The following is a 16,805-nucleotide window of genomic DNA, read 5'->3' on the forward strand; positions in this document are numbered from 1 at the left end:
GAGGTCGCCAGCCGCAGGTTCACCACCGGCTCGCCGTTGTTGAGGCGGCGCACCTCCGGGTCGCGCCCCAGATTGCCCACCAAAATCACCTTGTTCACGCTGCCCGCCATCGGACCATCTCCTGTTCGTCTCTCCCGAACCTGGTTCGGGTCTGCTGCGCTCTCCTGCCCGGACGGGCATCACCTTATGTTCTATATTTGTTCCGAGAAAAATTCAAGAGCGAAGGGGGGCGGCCGTGGCGGTCGGGCGCATCGCCAATCGAGAGGCTCCGAATGCGCGGAAAGGGCGATGCAGCCCATACGAAAAGAGCGGCGATGAAACGCCGCTCGTCGGGTCTTGCCGTCACTCGGCGGCCTGGAGATAGACCACCTTGGATTGCTCGCTCTGAACCTCCCGCAGGGTGCGGGCCATATAGATCAGCTGCTCAATGGCCTTGTCGAGATCGGCCCTCGTGCCCTGACTGAGATCATAAGCCTGGCGTCCGCGGTAGAGGCGGTTGACTTGGCTTTCCATATCGACGGCGGCTTCGCGGATGCGATGGACGAGATTATCGGCGATTAGGTTCGCATTGCCGTCGACAACGCAGAAGCCGACATCGCTTGCACGGACCTTGGACATGGGGTGAACCTCTTCTTCTTGTTGTTTCTTTCTCAAGCAACGGCCTTGTCGCGAGGCTCGCCGTACAGGCCGAGACGGCGCGCCAGGGAATGTTTCGTCACCGGCCCGATCCAGGGAAGCGTGCTCAAGAAACGCAGCTTGTCGGAGCTTGCCGTGTAGTCTCGAAAGAGCTGTTCGCGCTCCCGCCAGATCTGATCGATGGCGGCAGCCTTGGCCGGATGGCGAAAGCCGGAGCGAGATGCCGAGCCGAGCATGAGCGCGCGCATGCAGCGCTCGAATGTGCGGCGGCCGACACTCGGCGCGACACTCGCGTGGCAGATGGCGGCGATCACGATCTCCGCGAACTCATCCGCCGTTCCGGGCGCCGAGACATCCAGGCTGGACGCATTGCCGTGCAGAGCGCTCCAACCAGAAAAGGATCTCTCATCGTGCCCTATGCTTGGCATTCACATCACCGTATGTTCCAAGCTGCCTGCAGCAGCCGAACGAGCTTCGTTCCGGTCCTGCGAATTCGATACGGCGCCTGCCATGCGAGAGCCGGAGCCTTCTCCATGGTGTAGCGTGCAGAACGGATACGTGTGGTTGTCGAAAAGGGGCGCGCGCTCGGTTGACTGCGCATGCGCGAGCTATTGTCAGGCTTGCGAAAACCCTCGTCCAGCAAGGATTTCTCCGAAAAACCCGACTCCACGAAGATGGGTGTTCGAGCCTCGTTTCGCAAGGTCGGCGACATCGCGGGAGCGGGATTTCGCGAGGTCCGGCCGAGGGGTTGATTTACCTGCGGCCAAGCTGCGATCTCGCGGCGCGCCACCTTGAACGTCTGTGCGAGTTCCGCGCCCGCTTCGACGTCGTAGACGGAGACCGCGCAGGAGAACGCTTCAGCAAACGGCGTCATTGCGCACCAGCTTTTCTCGGCCATGTGCAGCGGCCAAGCCCATAGACCGTCGCCGCGACGTTGGCCGAGACTCTCGCGCTCGATGAAATAGCCGTTCGTCTTGTGCTCGAGCCCTTCCTCCGTCACGAGCCATTCCTCGTTCTCGAAGATCGGGCGAACATCCGTCATGGCGCTCATACCATCATCCTTCCGACGCGGGGGCGCTTGGCCCAGGGGCAGCACGCACGAGACAGCATGTGCTTGATGCGCGAACAAAACAAGAACATAATGCCGCCCGACACGGTGTCAAGCAAAGTTCGTTGTCTGGGACTGTAATCTTGGAGTAACAGGCATTATGTGGTGGTTCGGGCGGCAGGATTGGAGAGATCGTCCTCAATCCAGGGCGAAATAAGGCAAAGAAGATGCGACGAAATATCGCCGTTCTAAACTGAAGCTCGACCATTCATCTGCAGCGGAGCCATTCCCCATGACGAGCCAGACACGCCTGGAAACGGACAGCCTCAGGCGTCTCGAAGAGCTGCGCAGGACATTCGACAAGCTCCGCGCAGAGCGGATCCGTGCGGAAGGCGAGGTCGAACGTCTGGCGCGCGAGCTCGAGGAGGCGAAGGCGCTCGCCAAGGCTGAGCTCGGCACCGACGATGAGGCGGAGATCCGCGCCCTCATCGAGGCTGCCACTGCGCAGAATGCAAAGCTCGTCGAGGAGTTCGACGCCGCGCTGCGCGATGTGGAGACGAACCTGCGGCAGCTCGGAGAAGAGCGTTGACGGACCGATCCATCGCGCACGATCTCGCCCGGGTCGAATCTTCTCTCGCGCGGCTGGAGGGGCGGCGCGATGCAATGGCGCTGCGCCTCGCGGAGTTGACGCGCGAGATCGAGCTCGCGAAGGGGCGGCTTGCGGTCAAGGATCAGGTCGAGGCCTTCATCGAGGCGGTGCACGGCAGCGCCAGCCGCCGCAACCTTGCCGCCTTCGAGACGCTGCTGACGGCGCTCGTGCAGGAAGTGCTGCCGGGCGAGAAGCCCGTCGCCTTGGAACTTTCGACCGAGCGCGGCTTGGCCTCTCTGGACATCTGCGTGCGCCGTCCGGATGGAACGCTCGAGGACGTGCTGGAGGACAATGGCGGCGCGCTCACCAACGTGATCGGCATGGCGCTGCGGCTCATCGCCGTCGTCAAGGCGGATGTCGCGCGCTTTCTTGCCCTGGACGAGGCCGATTGCTGGATCGCGCCGGATCGGGTCTCCTCCTTCTACAGAGTTCTGGAGGACGGAGCGGCCCGCCTCGGCGTGCAGTGCTTCGTCGTATCCCACCACGACCTGTCCCAGTTCTCGGACAAATTCCACGTTGCCCGTATCGTCGGCGAGCCCGTCGACGGCGTCGACGTGCAATCCGCCGACTGCAGTGGGGTATGGGACGACACGCGGCCGGGCCTGCGCTTCATTCGCCTCGTCAACGTTCAGGCCTACAGGGATGCAACGCTTTCCTTGAGCCCCGGCGTCAACGCGCTGATCGGACCCAACAACCGCGGCAAATCCACCTTCATCCGCGCGCTGCGGGCTGTCTTCTATGGCGAGGCGCGCGACAGCTTGGTGCGCGCCGGGGCGAAATCCGCCATTGTCGAGATCGGCGTTGCGGGCAAGAGGACCTTGCGTTTCACACGTCAGCCACGGCGTTCGCCGGTCAACATCTGGTCTCTGCACGAGGCGGATGGATCCGTCGCGGAAGAGAAGGGCATGCGCTACGAAACCGGCGGGCGCAGCGTGCCCGACTGGGTCGGCGATCTCATGCGCATCACCAAGGTGGAGGACCTCGACGTCCATATCGCGCATCAGAAATTTCCGGTGTTCCTGCTGGGCGAAACCGCTTCCCGTCGCTCTGCCGTCCTCTCCATCGGGCAGGAGGCGAGCTATATCCGCGACATGCTTGTGATCCACCGCGAGCGATGCACCCGCGACAACGCGACCGTCCGCAATGGCGAGCGGGAACTGGCCTCTCTGCAGGAGACCCTCGCGAGGTTCGGGGCGCTCGGCGCTCTGAAGGATCGATTGAGTGCTCTTCTCCAGCAGGCGCGGCAGATCGAGGCCACATCCAGCCGCCTGCAGAGCCTGCAGGAGCATGCGTTGCGCCTGGCGCATCTCACGCGACAGCTCGGAACGGCCCAGGCCCGTGTGCGGGCGACTCGTGCTCTGCCTCCGCCGGAGCGGATCGCGGATCTCACGCGCAGGATCGAGCATGCGCGCGAGCGGGAGCGCATCGGACGCCAGGTTCTTCAACTTGGCGAGCGGCTGGCATCCGGCAAGGTGCGTCTCGCGGCGCTCCGGTCCTTGCCCGTCGACGTGCCTACTCTTCAAAACACGGCTCATGCGCAGAGCATGACGAAGCGCCTTGCCGATCTTCGCAGTGCCGCTCTCATTGCTAGACGCCGTGTGGCCCAGATAGACGAAGGCATCAAGTCCATGCAGGCCGAGATGGCGCGCTTCATGGAGGAGACCGGAGGGCTCTGCCCGACCTGCGGCTCCCCCGCCAGCGCGGAGAGCCTCCTGGACCACCACGCCCATTCCTCTCATTCCTTGCCGTCGGAGCGGCTAATCGCATGATCCTGTCCGGAGATCGTCTTCCACCCGTTTCCTGCAACGGGCTTCTCGTGATCGGTGACCCCCATGTGGGGTCGAGGCGTCCGGGGCGGCGCAAGGATGCGGTGTGGCCCCAGGCCGTGCTCACAAAGCTCGACCGTTGCGCGGCAATCGCGAACGAGCGCGGTCTCGCGCCCGTCATCCTGGGCGATCTCTTCGACCGGCCCGTGGAGCCCGACGAGGCGCTAAAGAACCAGCTCATCCGCATTCTCAAGAGCTTTCGTCACCGGCCGCTCGTGAACGTGGGCAACCACGACATCCAGCACACGACGCTGACGGACGGCGATACTCTGTCCCTGCTGGGCATTTGCGATGTGGTCGATGTGGTGGCCACGTCCGCCCCCGTGGCCGAGTTCCATATCGGCGGACGGCGTTTGGGCGTAGGCATGACACCCTACGGCCAAGCGATCCCCACGGATACGCGCGGCTCCTTCACCGGGGCGGATCTGCATGCCTGGTTCACCCATCACGACATCGCCTTCGACGGCGGCTATCCGGGAGCGGTGCCGCCCTTCGCGGTGGAAGGCTGCGACGTGCTTGTCAACGGGCACATTCACAAGACGCAGAAATCCGTGCTGGCCGGGCGCACGCGCTGGCTCAATCCCGGCAACATCAACCGTCAGTCGGTGGATCTCGCCGACCATGTTCCGCGGGCCTGGATCCTCGAGGGGAGCGGGGAGCTGGAAGCCCAGGAGCTGCCGCACGAGCGCGACGTGTTCGATCTCACGGGGCGCATCGTGGAGGCGGCCGACGGCGGCGTCGTGGCGCGGGAGGTGGAGAGTGCCTTCGTTACGCTGCTGCAGGCGGAATCCTCGACGGAGCTGAAGCGCAGCGGCGACGGCTCTATCGTACGGGATGAAATCGAATCGAAGTTCGCGGAGGACAACACGCCGGATGCCGTGCGCGCCATCGTGCGCTCGCTCCTGAGCGAGGCGGTGGAGCGGCATGCAGACTCTTAAGACTCCCTCATAAGGCTTCCTGCCGCCTCACAGTACGCTCTCGTCAGCGCACCCTGTCATGGCCGTGACGAGCACGGCCATCGATGTCCTGGCAAACGCCACGGTCGGAATTTGAAGAGCGCGTCCTTCCCTGCGGAAAATCGGGGCCCCTTTTCGCTGACGCGGCCCTCTTGGTCCGCACGATGCTCTAGAACGCGAAAGGGTCCGCGTAAGGCAGGCGCCGCCTGCGGACCTGTGTTTCGGGCAGGATCGGGCGGCTGATATCGACCGCGATCAACCCCTCGCACGCCAGGGCCAGAACGGCCGCGACTCCGTCCTGCGTGTTCATGACCGCGCCTGCGCAATCCACCAGCCGCATGGCGCCGACTTCGTCGAGCTGATGGAGAACCCGGACCCGGTCACCAGCCGTCACGGGCGTACGCTTGCAGGCCGTGATGAGACGCACGGTCGTGAAGCGCGGCTCGGCACGGATACTGGCAGCTGTCTCGATGGAAAAGTGGCGCCCGTCCTCGGAGGAGAGGCCGTGGATCGCCGCTGTGCGAAGCGGGTGGGTGAGGAGATCCTCTTCCGTCAGGACATCGACGAGAAAGGACTGCCCGTCCCGGACGATCTCGAAATCCGCGATATGCTCAATGGTGCGCTCTCCGATCCTGAACTCCGCAGGATCGGCCGGCGCGCGCAAGGCCTCGATCTCGGAATCGAGCTCGCAGATCGCGAGAAAATCGACAATGAGGCTGTTGCGGGTAAGCGGCGCCGTGGGGCGCTTCTGCGCGCGGCGAGCCCCCTGGCGCCGTTCGGAACGGCGGTCGGACAAGTCGAGGATCGCTGGCGCGGACATCGGGCCTCCTGGTGAATGACGGCGCGGCAGGAGAGTGGGTACGCCATTTGCGCCCTGTCAAATCCTGCCCCTTGATATGGAACAAATAAGGAACAAAGACTCGCAAGTCAAATTATGAGGGGGCGGTCCGATCCATCAAAAGCCGTACCGCAAAGGTCGAACAGCGAGATACTGGGACAAAATGACGCTTTGGGTAAGTTGCTGACGATGAAAGCACTTTTTTCCCTCAGCAGAGCCCGTGCATTGGACCTGCAGGGCATAATCTGGTATAGAACAAATAACGAACGAAGCAGCCTTTCGAGGGTGGCCTCAAGAAGAGTGCGAAACTGGTTTGCGGGCATGTGAGAGATAGGAACGAGATGAATACAGCAGATAAAAAGATTGCCGAGGTGCTTGCAAAATTCGACGAGCCGATAGCCGGCAATGTCTGGCGCGTCCAGGGCACGGCAGTGATCTATCACAAGACCCTCGAGCGCATTGCCGCCCAAGCCAAGATCAGCTTCGAGGAACCGAAGATCATCCGCGCCGAGCGCGACGAGGCCGTCATCCAGGTGACCGGCCGCATGGGCGAACGCGTGGAATGGTCGATCGGCGAGGCCCTGGTCGGCGTGAACTATCGCGTGTCCGGCAAGCAGGCGGCCTATGTCTATGCCATGGCCGAGAAGCGCGCGAAGGACCGCGTCATTCTCAAGCTCATCGAACTCCATGGCTTCGTCTATTCGGAGGAGGAAGCCGACGAGTTCAAGCAGAGCCGTCCCGGTTATGCCGAGCAGCCTGCCGAGATCGAGCGCTCTGAGACCGAGAAGACCAAGGTCGAGGTCACGGCCGACGGCCGTGCGGAGGACGAGCTGAAGCAGAAGATCAAGAAGGCGAAAACGATCAACGCCGTGACCGATCTCATGCTCCATGCAGACACGCAGAAGCTGCTGTCGGGTCTGCCCGAAGGCATTCGCGACGAAATCCGCGATTTCGCCAAGGCGCGCCTCGTGGAACTCGGCTGGCCGACCAAGAAGGCGGCTGCGGCTTAAATCTGTCCATCCAGTGAGGCGGCATCGTCCGCCTCGCCTTTGATGCGCATTCGGCTTATGATCACGGTCCTGACAAGTGAGGGCGGATCCCGAATGAGCATTGGCACGGAGCAACCCACCACCTCGGAACGGCGCGCGGGCGTTGCTCTCGTCGCAGTCGCGATCATCTGCCTCGCGGCGTCGGGCGGTCTGCTCTGGTGGCGTTACGGCGGCGTCATCTTCAACGATATGGTCTCGGCCGCACTGGCTTGGTGTTTCTGAACGCGCCGGACCGAGACGTGCGCGCAAGGCCATGGCTCGTCTTGTTCCATCGAAAAGGTGCAATGCCGAGCTCCCATAAGCCGCGCCAGGCCGCGAGGCTGACGAGGCCGTAATAGAGCGGCAGGAGGGCGACCCAGGGAAGGAGCCGCCACAGGCCGCGGCGGTGCAGCGCTACGCATGCCGGAATGAAGATGGACGCCAGGCCCGCGAGGAACAGCGTCAGGCTTCCCGCATACCAGATCTCCTCCAATTGGGAGCGCGGTCCGTCGGACAGCCACAGCACCACGAAGAGCCCGGTGCAAAAAGGATAGACGAGCGCGCTCAGCACCCCCCCGGCGGTCAAGGACATTCCGGCATAAAACCTCCAGAAGCCGAATTGCGAAAGGCCTGACCGAAGATTGCGTGAATGGCTGATGCCGGTCTGCAGAAAGCCCTTCATCCAACGGGTGCGCTGCCGCAGCCAAGCTCTTGTGGTGCTCGGCGCCTCCTCGAGTGTCGAGGAAGGAAGATCGGCGACGCGATAACCGAAGCGTGCCAGACGGATGCCGAGATCCGCATCTTCCGTTACGTTCCAGGCATCCCATCCGCACAAACTTCTGAGAACCGTCGTGCGGAAGTGATTGGACGTGCCGCCAAGCGGGATCGGACTTCCGATCTCCGCTAGGCCCGGATTCAACACATCGAACAAAGCCGCGTATTCGATGGTGAAAAGGCGCGTGAGCCAGGAATCGTCCGTGTTGTCGATGGTCAGGCGTGCCTGAAGGCAGGCTACGTCCGCAGGCATGCGCGCGAATGCGGAAACCGCCATCCGCAGCTGCTCGCGATCCGGCACGTCCTCCGCGTCGTAGACGACGGTGAAGCGGCCGCGGGCGAGCGGCAGGGCAACGTTGAGAGCGCGAGGCTTGGTGCGGGGGTGCCCCGGGGGAGCGATGATGATCTCGATATTTCCCGGTAGCCTTATCCCCGCGAGGGCCGCCATGGTCTCGCGATCGTCCGCTTCAAGCACGAGTTTGATGTCGAGCTTGGCGGCAGGGTAATCCAGCCGGTCGAGCGCTGCGACAAGGCGTGAGGCGACACGCTTCTCCCGGTAGAGTGCGACGATGACCGTATAGACCGGCAGTGACGCGTCATCCGCTCGTTCGGGGGACAGGGGCGGATGCAAGGGATTGCGAAGAAGCGAAGCCGCCAAGCGCAGCACAACGATGCAGAGAAACAGCGGACTTGCGAGCGAAGCGAACAGGGCAACGGCCTTGGAGGGGCTCACGACGATGCCGAAAGAGGCGATCAGTGCAAAGAGGAAGCCTGTCGCCATCTGCGGAACGCTCGCCCCGCCATAAATGGACAGGCCCGGCGCCCCATGGGGCAGATCGAGGGCCGCGCGATGGGCGATCAGACGGCCTTGAGCCTGCAGGACGGATCGTCTCAAGGAGGATGGCGTGGTAATCGCAAGGGCGCGCGGCGGCCGGAGGTCCTTGAGAAGCCGAACCAGCTTCTCCCCTTGAGGTGCCGCCACGAAGCCCCCGCCTCGGGCCAGCGGGGCAAGGCCCGCCAGGATGCTCTCCGGAAAAGGGGCGCCCGGCGACAGGCGAGGGGCGGCAAGGAAGGGGAGGCGCAACTCTGCGGCAAGAGCCCGGTAGAAGACCGGCTCCTCGACGAGACCATGTTTGAGAAGCGCCTCGTCGGCCGTAACTCCCGTCAGATCGGCGACCATGACGGCGTCGCGTAAGGCGGCGGGTGGGAGGCCGTAGCGGGCCAGAAAACCGATCTCGACCGGAAGCGCGGTTGACTGGCGGGTTTGCTCCGCTAGACCCTGCCTCATGCGCGACGAACGTCTCTGCGGCGTTTTCGTGAGAGTGGCGAAGCGAAAAACAAGAGAGTATCGTCTTCATGATGCGTTATTTCATATCAATGATGACCCGCTTCCTGCGCAAGATCAAGGCTGCCTCATGGGCATGGGGTCCGGCCCTCCTGCTGTGTCTCGGCGGGGGGGGTCAAGCCCAGACCGTCAGGGTGCCCAATTTCTGGGATTCGAAAGCGCAACTTGAGCGCCCCGACATCCCAGCGACCCGGACGGTCCGCTTCCTCGTGGACGATGACTTTCCTCCCCTGCATTTTCCGGGCCTCGACGGCACGCCTACGGGTTTTTCGGTAGAGCTCGCACGGGCGGCATGCGAACGGCTGACCCTGCCCTGCACCGTCCAAGTCCGCCGGTTCGACACCCTGCTCGACGCCTTGGCCGACAGGCAGGGGGACGTGGTTGCGGCCGCGATCCCGATCACCGCGGATCTGCGCAGACGCTTCGCGGTCACGGCTCCTTATTTCAAGATCCCGGCGCGGCTCGCCGTGAAGCCGGCCCAGATCAGCGACATGCCGGTGTTCTCGCCCAAGGCTCTCCAGGGCAAAACCATCGGCGTCGTCGAAGGGACGGCGCACGAGGCCTTCGCCAAGGCCTTCATGCAATCCTCCACCCTCAAGCCCTATCCGGAACTCACGGCCGCCCAGACGGACCTCAAGGCGGGAGGGATCGATTACGTCTTTGCCGACGGGCTCGGCCTTGCCCTCTGGATCGGCGGGCAGGAGGCGGATGGGTGCTGCGTCTTCGCAGGCGGGCCTTATCTCGAGAGCCGGTTCTTCGGAGAAGGCATCGGCTTCGTACTGCGCAGCGAAGACGACAATCTGCGCCGCGCCCTGGACTATGCCCTGCAGCAGCTCTGGAGGGAGGGCAAATACGCCGAGCTCTACCTGCGGTTCTTCCCGATCAGCCCATTCTAGAGGCGCGGCTCCGCTCCCGGAGCCTTCGGTCGGATGAGCCCCGAAAGTGCATTCCACTTTCGGGTCCGATGCTCTAGTGTGCCGCGCTTCTGGAAGCGTTTTCCTCAAAGCAAGGCCCATGTCCCGACCTGTTTCTCTCGATCCCGCCCTTATTGAAGCCGCTCAGACTGCGACCGCCTGGCCTTTCGAAGAGGCCCGCAAACTCGTGGAGCGTCTCAAACGGACGGGCAAGACGGAGGCGCTGTTCGAGACGGGGTACGGTCCCTCGGGGTTGCCGCATATCGGCACGTTCGGTGAGGTAGCCCGTACCACTATGGTGCGCCATGCCTTCCGTGTGCTGACGGGAGACAGCATTCCGACCCGCCTCGTCGCCTTCTCGGACGACATGGACGGTCTGCGCAAGGTTCCGGACAACATCCCGAACAAGGAGCTGGTGGCGTCCGCCCTCGGCAAGCCTCTGACCCAGGTGCCGGATCCGTTCGGCACGCATGAGAGCTTCGCCCATCACAACAACGCGCGCCTGCGCGAATTCCTCGATGCCTTCGGATTCGACTATGAGTTCAAGTCGGCCACCGAGTGCTACAAGTCCGGCGTTTTCGACAAGACGCTGCTCACGGTGCTTGAGCGCTACGAGGCGGTGATGGCCATCATGCTGCCGTCGCTGCGGGAGGAGCGCCAGCAATCCTACTCGCCGTTCCTGCCGATCCATCCGAAGACCGGCATCGTGATGCAGGTGGCGATCGACGAGTGCAAGCGCGATGCCGGCACCATCGTCTGGCGCGATCCGGAAACGGGCGAGCGTTTCGAGACGCCGGTCACGGGCGGCCACGTCAAGCTGCAGTGGAAGCCCGATTGGGCCATGCGCTGGGTCGCGCTCGGGGTCGATTACGAGATGGCCGGCAAGGATCTCATTGACAGCGTGAAGCTCTCGGGCGAGATCGCCAAGGCGCTCGGCGGGCAGCCGCCGGAGGGCTTCAACTACGAGCTTTTCCTCGACGAGAAGGGCCAGAAGATCTCGAAGTCCAAGGGTAATGGCCTGACCATCGACGAGTGGCTGACCTATGGTACACCGGACAGTCTCGCGCTCTTCATGTTCAACAAGCCGCGCGAGGCGAAGAAGCTCTATTTCGACGTGATCCCGCGTCAGGTGGACGATTACCTGACCTTCCTCGAGAAGTATCCGGCGCAGGATTCCAAGGCGCGTCTGATGAATCCGGTCTGGCATATCCACACGGGCGAGCCCCCGGCGCCGGAGCTGGTGTCGTCCGGCGGGGCCAATCAGCCCGGCACGACGATTTCGTTTTCGATGCTCCTCAACCTCGTGGCGGTGGCGAATTCGGAAGACCCGGCGGTGCTCTGGGGCTTCATTCGTCGCTATGCGCCGGGCGTGTCTCCCGAGACGCATCCGCGCCTCGACAGCCTCGTGAAGCGTGCCGTGCGCTACTTCGAGGATTTCGTGAAGCCGCAGAAGACCTATCGCCTGCCCGACGAGGTGGAGGCCGCTTCCCTGCAGCGTCTGAGCGTTGTGCTGGCCTCGTTCGAAAGCGGGGAGCGTCCCGCGACCGCGGAGGCGATCCAGGACGAAATCTACAACGTGGGCCGCGCCGAGCCTCGCTATCAGGACCTCAAGGCCAAGGGAGCCACGCCTGAGCGCCCGGGCGTGTCCATCGAGTGGTTCAACACGATTTATCAGGTGCTGCTCGGCGAGCCGCGCGGCCCTCGCTTCGGCTCTTTCGTGGCGCTCTACGGCGTGAAGGAAACGCGTGCGCTCATCGCAAGGGCGCTGGCGGGCGACCTCGTGCGCGAGCACGAGGCCTTCCTGAAATCCCGCGCGGCTTGAGGGATCGGTCGCGAGGAAGAGGGAGCCGGACCGATCCGTCGGAAGGGAGCCTCATTGGCGGGCCCACATGATGCGTGCGATCCAGGCGATCTCCTCCATGGGGATCACCCGATCTTCACTGTCCTTCGTCAACGACGACAGCTCCAGAGTCTTGGCGGAGCGGCGTTTGAGCTCCTGAGCGACGATTTCGCCGCCGTTGGTGCACACCACCACACGGTCGCCTTTGCGCAGGCTCGCGGTCGGTGAGACGATGAGCACATCGCCGTCGCGATAGAGCGGCGCCATCGTGTCGCCCGTTACCTCGAGGGCAAACACTTTCTCCTGGCCGAAATCCGGGAATTCGATCTCGTCCCAGCCCGGCCCACCCGTGGGAAGGCCCTCATCCGTGAGGATCTTGCCGGTGCTGGCCTGCGTCATGCCGATCATCGGGAGCATGGAGCGGCGCAGCGATCCGGAAGGCTCGACGAGGCGCAGGAAATCCTCCAGCGTCGCTCCCGTGGCGCGGAGGATCTTGGAAATGGATTCAGTTGACGGCCAGCGCTCCCGGCCCTCAGGGCTGACCCGTTTCGACTTGTTGAAACTGGTGGCATCGAGGCCGGCTTTGCGCGCCAGCCCGGATGCAGTCATTCCATGGCGGGCGGCAAGTGCATCGATGGCAGCCCAGACGCGCTCGTGAGATAACATCGTACAAACCTTCGCGAGGAAGCGAAAAAGCTTAAAGCGAACTTATGCCTAGGAATTAAGGTTGTTCTATGGCCCTTGCAACCTGCAAGACACGAGCGGGACACAATGTCTAATAAGGGTTGCTCCCGAAGCGGAGTCGAGGCACAGGAATCCCATGCACATCATCTACAAAATTTGCCCCGAAAGCCTCTGGCATGAAGCGGAAGCTGCCGATTCCTTCAAGGGAGCGCCCATCGATAGACAGGATGGATACCTCCATTTTTCCACGGCAAAGCAGGTCAAGGAAACTGCGGATAGGCACTTCGCAGGACAACGCGATCTTCTGTTGATTGCCGTAGACGCCGACAGACTCGGTCCGGCTCTGCGATACGAGCCATCCCGGGGGGGCGATCTTTTCCCGCATCTTTATGCATCGCTTGCCTTAACCGATGTCCTGTGGGTAAAGCCGCTGCCGATCGGCCCCGATGGCCGCCATGTTTTTCCGGACCTCGATTCATGATTGGTGCGCTCTTCTCTTTGGCAAAACCCGCATTGCATGCCCTTGATGCGGAGACGGCGCACCAGCTGACGATCCGCTCACTCTCCGTCATGCCCACAGCGCCCGCACCGAAGGACGATCCGCGATTGGCGGTCGACGTGTTCGGTCGCCGCTTCCCCAATCCCGTGGGACTGGCGGCAGGCTTCGACAAGCAATGCGAGGTGCCCGATCAGCTTCTGTCCCTCGGATTCGGTTTCGTGGAGCTCGGCGGCGTCGTGCCGAAGCCTCAGGAGGGCAATCCACGCCCGCGCGTTTTCCGGCTCGTGCAGGACGAGGCCGTCATCAACCGCTTCGGGTTGAACAGTGATGGGCTGGAGGCTGTGCGCGGGCGTCTGTCCCGCCGTCTCGGACGTCCCGGCGTGGTGGGCGTGAATATCGGCGCCAACAAGGATTCGACGGATCGCATCGCCGATTACGTCACCTGCATCGAGGCACTCTGCGGCCTCGTCGACTTCCTCACCATCAACGTGTCCTCGCCCAATACGCCCGGCCTGCGTGACCTGCAGGGAGAAGCGTTTCTCGACGATCTGCTCGCCCGTAGCGTCGAGGCGCGCGGCAAGGCCGATGAGGGGCGCAAGAAGACGACCATTCTCCTCAAGATCGCGCCGGATATCTCGCTCGAGACACTCGATGCCATCGTGGCGACGGCGCTCAAGCGCGGCATCGACGGGCTCACGGTTTCCAACACCACGATCGCACGTCCCGGGTCCCTGAAGGAAAAGGCCCTTGCCGCCGAATCCGGAGGTCTGTCCGGCAAGCCGCTCTTCGTGCCTTCCACCAGGATTCTCGCGGAAGCCTTCTTGCGGGTCGAGCGCAGAATCCCCCTCATCGGCGTCGGCGGCGTGGATTCCGCCGAGGCGGCATGGGCCAAGATCCGCGCGGGCGCGAGCCTCGTTCAGCTCTACTCCGCGATGGTCTATAAGGGTCCGGGTCTGATCGGCGACATCAAGCGTGGGCTTGTGCAAAAGCTCGCGCAGGAGCATATCACGCTGGCAGACGTCACCGGCCGCGACGCGTCTGCGATCGCGCAGGGACGCTTCTGAGCCCTCTTGTCTTAAGGGAAGGCGTCAAAGGTCCTCCTCGCCAGCTTCGGATAGAGTGCGGCTTGTCCGATGCTGCGCGTACCCAGGAAGATGAGCAGCGCAATCCAGAGTGCGGTGTTGCCGAGGCTTTCCGCGGCCAGCAGGATGGCTCCATAGAAAGCGAAGGCAATCACCATGAGATCGCGCATCGCCTTGGTCCATGTGGCCCCGGTATAGATGCCGTCGAACGCAAAGGCCGCGGCGCCGACGAAAGGCGTAAGGGCGGCGAAGACCAGATACTCGCGAGCATAGGCGCGCACATCCGCATTGGTCGAGACGAAGTCGATGAACAATCCGCCGCCGATCAGGAAGAGCGCCGAGACGGCAAGGCCAAACCCGAGGCTCCAGCCGAGGCTGAGTTGAATGGCGCGGCGGAAACCGCGTTCGTCCCGGGCACCGATGCTCTGGCCGCAGAGGGTCTCGGCGGCGGTGGCGAAGCCGTCGAGGAAATACCCCCCGATCAGGAACATGTTGTAGAGCACCGCATTCGCGGCGAGCGTCACGTCGCCGGAGCGGGCGCCCAGGGCGCTGAAGATCGAGAAGGCCAGGATCAGCGCCACGTTGCGGATCATGATGTCCCGGTTCATGGCGAGGGTCTCAAGGATCGCGGAGCGGTTCAGTACCTCGGTCCATGTCACCGCCAGCGGGTTCGAGCCGAGGCGGCGCAGCACCAGGATGCCGAGGCCCGCGCCCAGCACTTCCGATACCGCCGTCCCAATGGCGGCGCCCGCGATGCTCAGGTCGAGGACCAGCACCAATCCGGCCGTGAGCAGGATATTGACGGCATTGATCGCCACCTGCAGGAGCAGGCCGAGATCGGTCCGTCCGCGCCCCAGGGTCGAGCCGAGAATGACGTAGTTCGCCAGCGTGAACGGCGCTGCCCAAATACGGATGAAGAAATAGGTGGAGAGGGCGCCCGTCGCCGCTTCGCTCGCCCCCGCGAACGAAAAGGCGATCGCCGCGATGGGCCATTGCAGCAGGATCAGCAGGAGGCCCGTGATGCCTGCGACCAGGAGTGCGCGGGCGAGCGTCAGATCGACCTCATGCCGGTTGCCGGCGCCGGTGGCCTGCGCGGTGAGGCCTGCGGTCGCCATGCGCAAGGAGCCGAAGCTCCAGAATACGAAGTCGAAGATCACGGCGCCTAAGGCCACCGCTCCTAGAAGGTGGGCTTCGCCGAGCCGCCCGATCACCGTCGCATCGACGAGCCCCAGCAGAGGCGTCGTCACGTGCGACAGGGTCATGGGCAGGGCGAGCGCCAGGATCCGCCGGTGGGAGATCTCAGGGCGCCGGGCGTTCAGGGAGCCGTCCATCCGATCAGCGCTGGCCGAAAATCCGGGTCAGGATCCAGAGGGGCACCACGATCACGGCTCCGTAGACGATCCAGAGGCCCACCTCCTTCACCGTGTCCAGGCTCAGGTCGAGAACGGAACTGATCCAGTCGAACAGGCCCTCGATCAGCCCGAGCGGCGTGATGTCGAGGTAGTGCATGAAGGCGCCGACGAGGAGCGACAGGAAAATGAGCTTGGCCAGTACGGAGCCGGGCGAGCCGCCAAGAAACCGGGTCAGGTTGGACATATCGTCAATCTCGTCAGAAAGCGTCACTGGACGCGGAAAGTCGCGTGTGCTTCATCGCAAGGGCCGATGATGAACGCAACCCTGTCGAGCAGCCCATGATCGATCCCGCTCTCTTCGACCCCGCCGTCGTCAGCAACGAGATCCGCGCCCAGAACGCGGATATCGTTGCCAAGCTCGCGGATCTTCCCGATCCCATGTCCGTGCCTCCGTCCGTCGTGCGGGAGCGCCGCCGGCAGGGGCTCGGGCCATTTCCGCTGATGCCGTCGAGCCCTAAGGCGAGGGTGATCGAGATCGACGGTCCCGGGGGGGCGATTCCCCTGCGGATCATCGCGCCCGAGAAGCCGCGGGGCGTCTATCTCCATATCCATGGCGGCGGCTGGACCTGGGGCGCCGCCGACGAGCAGGATCCCTGGCTCGACCGTTTGGCGGATCGCTGCGGTCTGGCCGTCGTGTCCGTCGAATACAGGCTCGCGCCCGAGAATCCTTATCCCGCCGGGCCGGACGATTGCGAGGCGGCCGCCCTGTGGGTCGTCCGCGAAGCGGAGAGCCGCTTCGGCACATCCCGCCTGTTCATCGGCGGTGAATCGGCCGGGGGCCATCTCGCCGCGGTGACTCTCCTGCGCCTGCGCGACAGGCATGGCCTCAGGCCTTTCCGCGGCGCGAACCTGTTCGCCGGCTGCTACGACCTGAACCTCACGCCGAGCGTGCGGCAATGGGGGGGCGAGCGGCTGATCCTTAACACCAACGATGTGCGGGTCTTCGCCGACAATTTCGTCAGTCACATGAGCGACCGGACCGATCCGGACATCTCGCCTCTCCATGCGGACCTGAGCGGCCTTCCGCCGGCCCTGTTCTCCGTAGGCACGAAGGACATACTGCTCGACGACACGCTCTTCATGGCATCCCGCTATGCGGCGGCGGGCAATGGAACCGATCTCGCCCTCTGGCCGGGTGGATGCCACGTATTCATCCGCTTCGACAGCGTCCTGAGCGAACAGGCCCTGTCCCGGATCGACGCCTTCATCGAGACGCTTTGAGCCGGGCCTGAAACATTGCCCTCGTCCTGCCTGTCGGGATGAGGGTTGCGGGG

General features: G+C 63.7%; 19 protein-coding genes. 10 read left to right on the forward strand and 9 right to left on the reverse strand.

The window, feature by feature from the left end; translation table 11 throughout:
- The 4 genes from GR328_RS20265 to GR328_RS20280 all read right to left on the reverse strand — a co-directional run.
- On the reverse strand, nt 1-110 hold a 110-nt coding region (locus tag GR328_RS20265), incomplete at its 3' end, for a single-stranded DNA-binding protein (protein ID WP_160886137.1).
- A gap of 232 nt (nt 111-342) precedes the next feature.
- Entirely contained in the window at nt 343-618 is a 276-nt protein-coding gene (locus GR328_RS20270) for a hypothetical protein (RefSeq protein WP_160887056.1), read from the reverse strand.
- Between the two features lie 32 nt (nt 619-650).
- Nucleotides 651-1,064, reverse strand: coding sequence for a hypothetical protein (locus GR328_RS20275; protein WP_160887058.1), 414 nt, complete (start codon nt 1,062-1,064; stop codon nt 651-653).
- Between the two features lie 5 nt (nt 1,065-1,069).
- Nucleotides 1,070-1,687, reverse strand: a complete 618-nt coding sequence (locus GR328_RS20280; protein ID WP_160887060.1) for a hypothetical protein — start codon at nt 1,685-1,687, stop codon at nt 1,070-1,072.
- Between the two features lie 289 nt (nt 1,688-1,976).
- Here GR328_RS20280 and GR328_RS20285 point away from each other — a divergent pair, with 289 nt between their 5' ends.
- Genes GR328_RS20285 through GR328_RS20295 form a run of 3 tightly spaced genes read left to right on the forward strand, consistent with a single transcriptional unit; the run spans nt 1,977 to nt 5,097 of the window.
- Nucleotides 1,977-2,273: a hypothetical protein gene (locus GR328_RS20285; RefSeq protein WP_160887062.1), complete on the forward strand. Its 297-nt coding sequence runs from the start codon at nt 1,977-1,979 to the stop codon at nt 2,271-2,273.
- A complete protein-coding gene (locus GR328_RS20290) occupies nt 2,270-4,102 on the forward strand; it encodes an AAA family ATPase (RefSeq protein WP_246216006.1) in 1,833 nt (610 codons plus the stop codon). The genes GR328_RS20285 and GR328_RS20290 overlap by 4 nt, the downstream gene beginning before the upstream one ends.
- Entirely contained in the window at nt 4,099-5,097 is a 999-nt protein-coding gene (locus GR328_RS20295; RefSeq protein WP_160887064.1) for a metallophosphoesterase, read from the forward strand. Before GR328_RS20290 ends, GR328_RS20295 begins: the two co-directional genes overlap by 4 nt.
- Nucleotides 5,098-5,284: 187 nt before the next feature.
- Here GR328_RS20295 and GR328_RS20300 read toward each other — a convergent pair whose 3' ends face one another.
- Complete coding sequence (locus tag GR328_RS20300; protein WP_160887066.1) at nt 5,285-5,935, reverse strand: hypothetical protein; 651 nt, start codon at nt 5,933-5,935, stop codon at nt 5,285-5,287.
- Between the two features lie 359 nt (nt 5,936-6,294).
- On the opposite strand from GR328_RS20300, the gene GR328_RS20305 reads away from it, so the two are divergent.
- Complete coding sequence (locus GR328_RS20305) at nt 6,295-6,963, forward strand: trna delta -isopentenylpyrophosphate transferase (RefSeq protein WP_160887068.1); 669 nt, start codon at nt 6,295-6,297, stop codon at nt 6,961-6,963.
- A 93-nt stretch (nt 6,964-7,056) separates the two neighbouring features.
- Nucleotides 7,057-7,224 (forward strand): hypothetical protein, encoded by a 168-nt coding sequence (locus GR328_RS26720; RefSeq protein ID WP_170304147.1) that lies wholly within the window; start codon nt 7,057-7,059, stop codon nt 7,222-7,224.
- On the opposite strand, the gene GR328_RS20310 is transcribed toward GR328_RS26720, so the two are convergent.
- Complete coding sequence (locus tag GR328_RS20310; protein ID WP_160887070.1) at nt 7,184-9,043, reverse strand: glycosyltransferase; 1,860 nt, start codon at nt 9,041-9,043, stop codon at nt 7,184-7,186. The genes GR328_RS26720 and GR328_RS20310 overlap by 41 nt on opposite strands.
- A 68-nt stretch (nt 9,044-9,111) precedes the next feature.
- Between GR328_RS20310 and GR328_RS20315 the strand changes: the two genes are divergently transcribed.
- Together GR328_RS20315 and GR328_RS20320 are read left to right on the forward strand one after the other, a co-directional pair.
- Entirely contained in the window at nt 9,112-9,996 is an 885-nt protein-coding gene (locus GR328_RS20315; protein WP_160887072.1) for a transporter substrate-binding domain-containing protein, read from the forward strand.
- Nucleotides 9,997-10,114: 118 nt separating this feature from the next.
- Nucleotides 10,115-11,836 (forward strand): lysine--tRNA ligase, encoded by a 1,722-nt coding sequence (locus tag GR328_RS20320; RefSeq protein ID WP_160887074.1) that lies wholly within the window; start codon nt 10,115-10,117, stop codon nt 11,834-11,836.
- Nucleotides 11,837-11,887: 51 nt separating this feature from the next.
- Here GR328_RS20320 and GR328_RS20325 read toward each other — a convergent pair whose 3' ends face one another.
- Nucleotides 11,888-12,520 carry a S24 family peptidase gene (locus GR328_RS20325; protein ID WP_160887076.1) on the reverse strand — a complete coding sequence of 211 codons (633 nt, stop codon included), beginning with the start codon at nt 12,518-12,520 and terminating at the stop codon, nt 11,888-11,890.
- 154 nt (nt 12,521-12,674) lie between these two features.
- Between GR328_RS20325 and GR328_RS20330 the strand changes: the two genes are divergently transcribed.
- Both GR328_RS20330 and GR328_RS20335 read left to right on the forward strand, forming a co-directional pair.
- The gene (locus GR328_RS20330; protein WP_160887078.1) at nt 12,675-13,019 is read left to right on the forward strand and encodes a DUF952 domain-containing protein; all 345 of its coding nucleotides are present in this window, start codon (nt 12,675-12,677) and stop codon (nt 13,017-13,019) included.
- The gene (locus GR328_RS20335; RefSeq protein WP_160887080.1) at nt 13,016-14,101 is read left to right on the forward strand and encodes a quinone-dependent dihydroorotate dehydrogenase; all 1,086 of its coding nucleotides are present in this window, start codon (nt 13,016-13,018) and stop codon (nt 14,099-14,101) included. The genes GR328_RS20330 and GR328_RS20335 overlap by 4 nt, the downstream gene beginning before the upstream one ends.
- 11 nt (nt 14,102-14,112) lie before the next feature.
- On the opposite strand, the gene GR328_RS20340 is transcribed toward GR328_RS20335, so the two are convergent.
- Nucleotides 14,113-15,450, reverse strand: a complete 1,338-nt coding sequence (locus tag GR328_RS20340; RefSeq protein WP_160887082.1) for an MATE family efflux transporter — start codon at nt 15,448-15,450, stop codon at nt 14,113-14,115.
- Nucleotides 15,451-15,454: 4 nt separating this feature from the next.
- Nucleotides 15,455-15,715 carry a DUF6460 domain-containing protein gene (locus GR328_RS20345; RefSeq protein ID WP_160887084.1) on the reverse strand — a complete coding sequence of 87 codons (261 nt, stop codon included), beginning with the start codon at nt 15,713-15,715 and terminating at the stop codon, nt 15,455-15,457.
- 95 nt (nt 15,716-15,810) lie between these two features.
- On the opposite strand from GR328_RS20345, the gene GR328_RS20350 reads away from it, so the two are divergent.
- Nucleotides 15,811-16,752 carry an alpha/beta hydrolase gene (locus tag GR328_RS20350; protein WP_160887175.1) on the forward strand — a complete coding sequence of 314 codons (942 nt, stop codon included), beginning with the start codon at nt 15,811-15,813 and terminating at the stop codon, nt 16,750-16,752.
- Nucleotides 16,753-16,805: the final 53 nt, after the last annotated feature.

This window comes from Microvirga makkahensis (genome assembly GCF_009830105.1).
Lineage (GTDB): Bacteria > Pseudomonadota > Alphaproteobacteria > Rhizobiales > Beijerinckiaceae > Microvirga > Microvirga makkahensis.

What these genes read in the sequence shown, in the direction of transcription:
- GR328_RS20270 (WP_160887056.1), bottom strand. Translation starts at nt 618, where the DNA reads ATGTCCAAGGTCCGTGCAAGCGATGTCGGCTTCTGCGTTGTCGACGGC.
- GR328_RS20275 (WP_160887058.1), bottom strand. Translation starts at nt 1,064, where the DNA reads ATGCCAAGCATAGGGCACGATGAGAGATCCTTTTCTGGTTGGAGCGCT.
- GR328_RS20280 (WP_160887060.1), bottom strand. Translation starts at nt 1,687, where the DNA reads ATGAGCGCCATGACGGATGTTCGCCCGATCTTCGAGAACGAGGAATGG.
- GR328_RS20285 (WP_160887062.1), top strand. Translation starts at nt 1,977, where the DNA reads ATGACGAGCCAGACACGCCTGGAAACGGACAGCCTCAGGCGTCTCGAA.
- GR328_RS20295 (WP_160887064.1), top strand. Translation starts at nt 4,099, where the DNA reads ATGATCCTGTCCGGAGATCGTCTTCCACCCGTTTCCTGCAACGGGCTT.
- GR328_RS20300 (WP_160887066.1), bottom strand. Translation starts at nt 5,935, where the DNA reads ATGTCCGCGCCAGCGATCCTCGACTTGTCCGACCGCCGTTCCGAACGG.
- GR328_RS20305 (WP_160887068.1), top strand. Translation starts at nt 6,295, where the DNA reads ATGAATACAGCAGATAAAAAGATTGCCGAGGTGCTTGCAAAATTCGAC.
- GR328_RS26720 (WP_170304147.1), top strand. Translation starts at nt 7,057, where the DNA reads ATGAGCATTGGCACGGAGCAACCCACCACCTCGGAACGGCGCGCGGGC.
- GR328_RS20310 (WP_160887070.1), bottom strand. Translation starts at nt 9,043, where the DNA reads ATGAGGCAGGGTCTAGCGGAGCAAACCCGCCAGTCAACCGCGCTTCCG.
- GR328_RS20315 (WP_160887072.1), top strand. Translation starts at nt 9,112, where the DNA reads ATGATGCGTTATTTCATATCAATGATGACCCGCTTCCTGCGCAAGATC.
- GR328_RS20320 (WP_160887074.1), top strand. Translation starts at nt 10,115, where the DNA reads ATGTCCCGACCTGTTTCTCTCGATCCCGCCCTTATTGAAGCCGCTCAG.
- GR328_RS20325 (WP_160887076.1), bottom strand. Translation starts at nt 12,520, where the DNA reads ATGTTATCTCACGAGCGCGTCTGGGCTGCCATCGATGCACTTGCCGCC.
- GR328_RS20330 (WP_160887078.1), top strand. Translation starts at nt 12,675, where the DNA reads ATGCACATCATCTACAAAATTTGCCCCGAAAGCCTCTGGCATGAAGCG.
- GR328_RS20335 (WP_160887080.1), top strand. Translation starts at nt 13,016, where the DNA reads ATGATTGGTGCGCTCTTCTCTTTGGCAAAACCCGCATTGCATGCCCTT.
- GR328_RS20340 (WP_160887082.1), bottom strand. Translation starts at nt 15,450, where the DNA reads ATGGACGGCTCCCTGAACGCCCGGCGCCCTGAGATCTCCCACCGGCGG.
- GR328_RS20345 (WP_160887084.1), bottom strand. Translation starts at nt 15,715, where the DNA reads ATGTCCAACCTGACCCGGTTTCTTGGCGGCTCGCCCGGCTCCGTACTG.
- GR328_RS20350 (WP_160887175.1), top strand. Translation starts at nt 15,811, where the DNA reads ATGATCGATCCCGCTCTCTTCGACCCCGCCGTCGTCAGCAACGAGATC.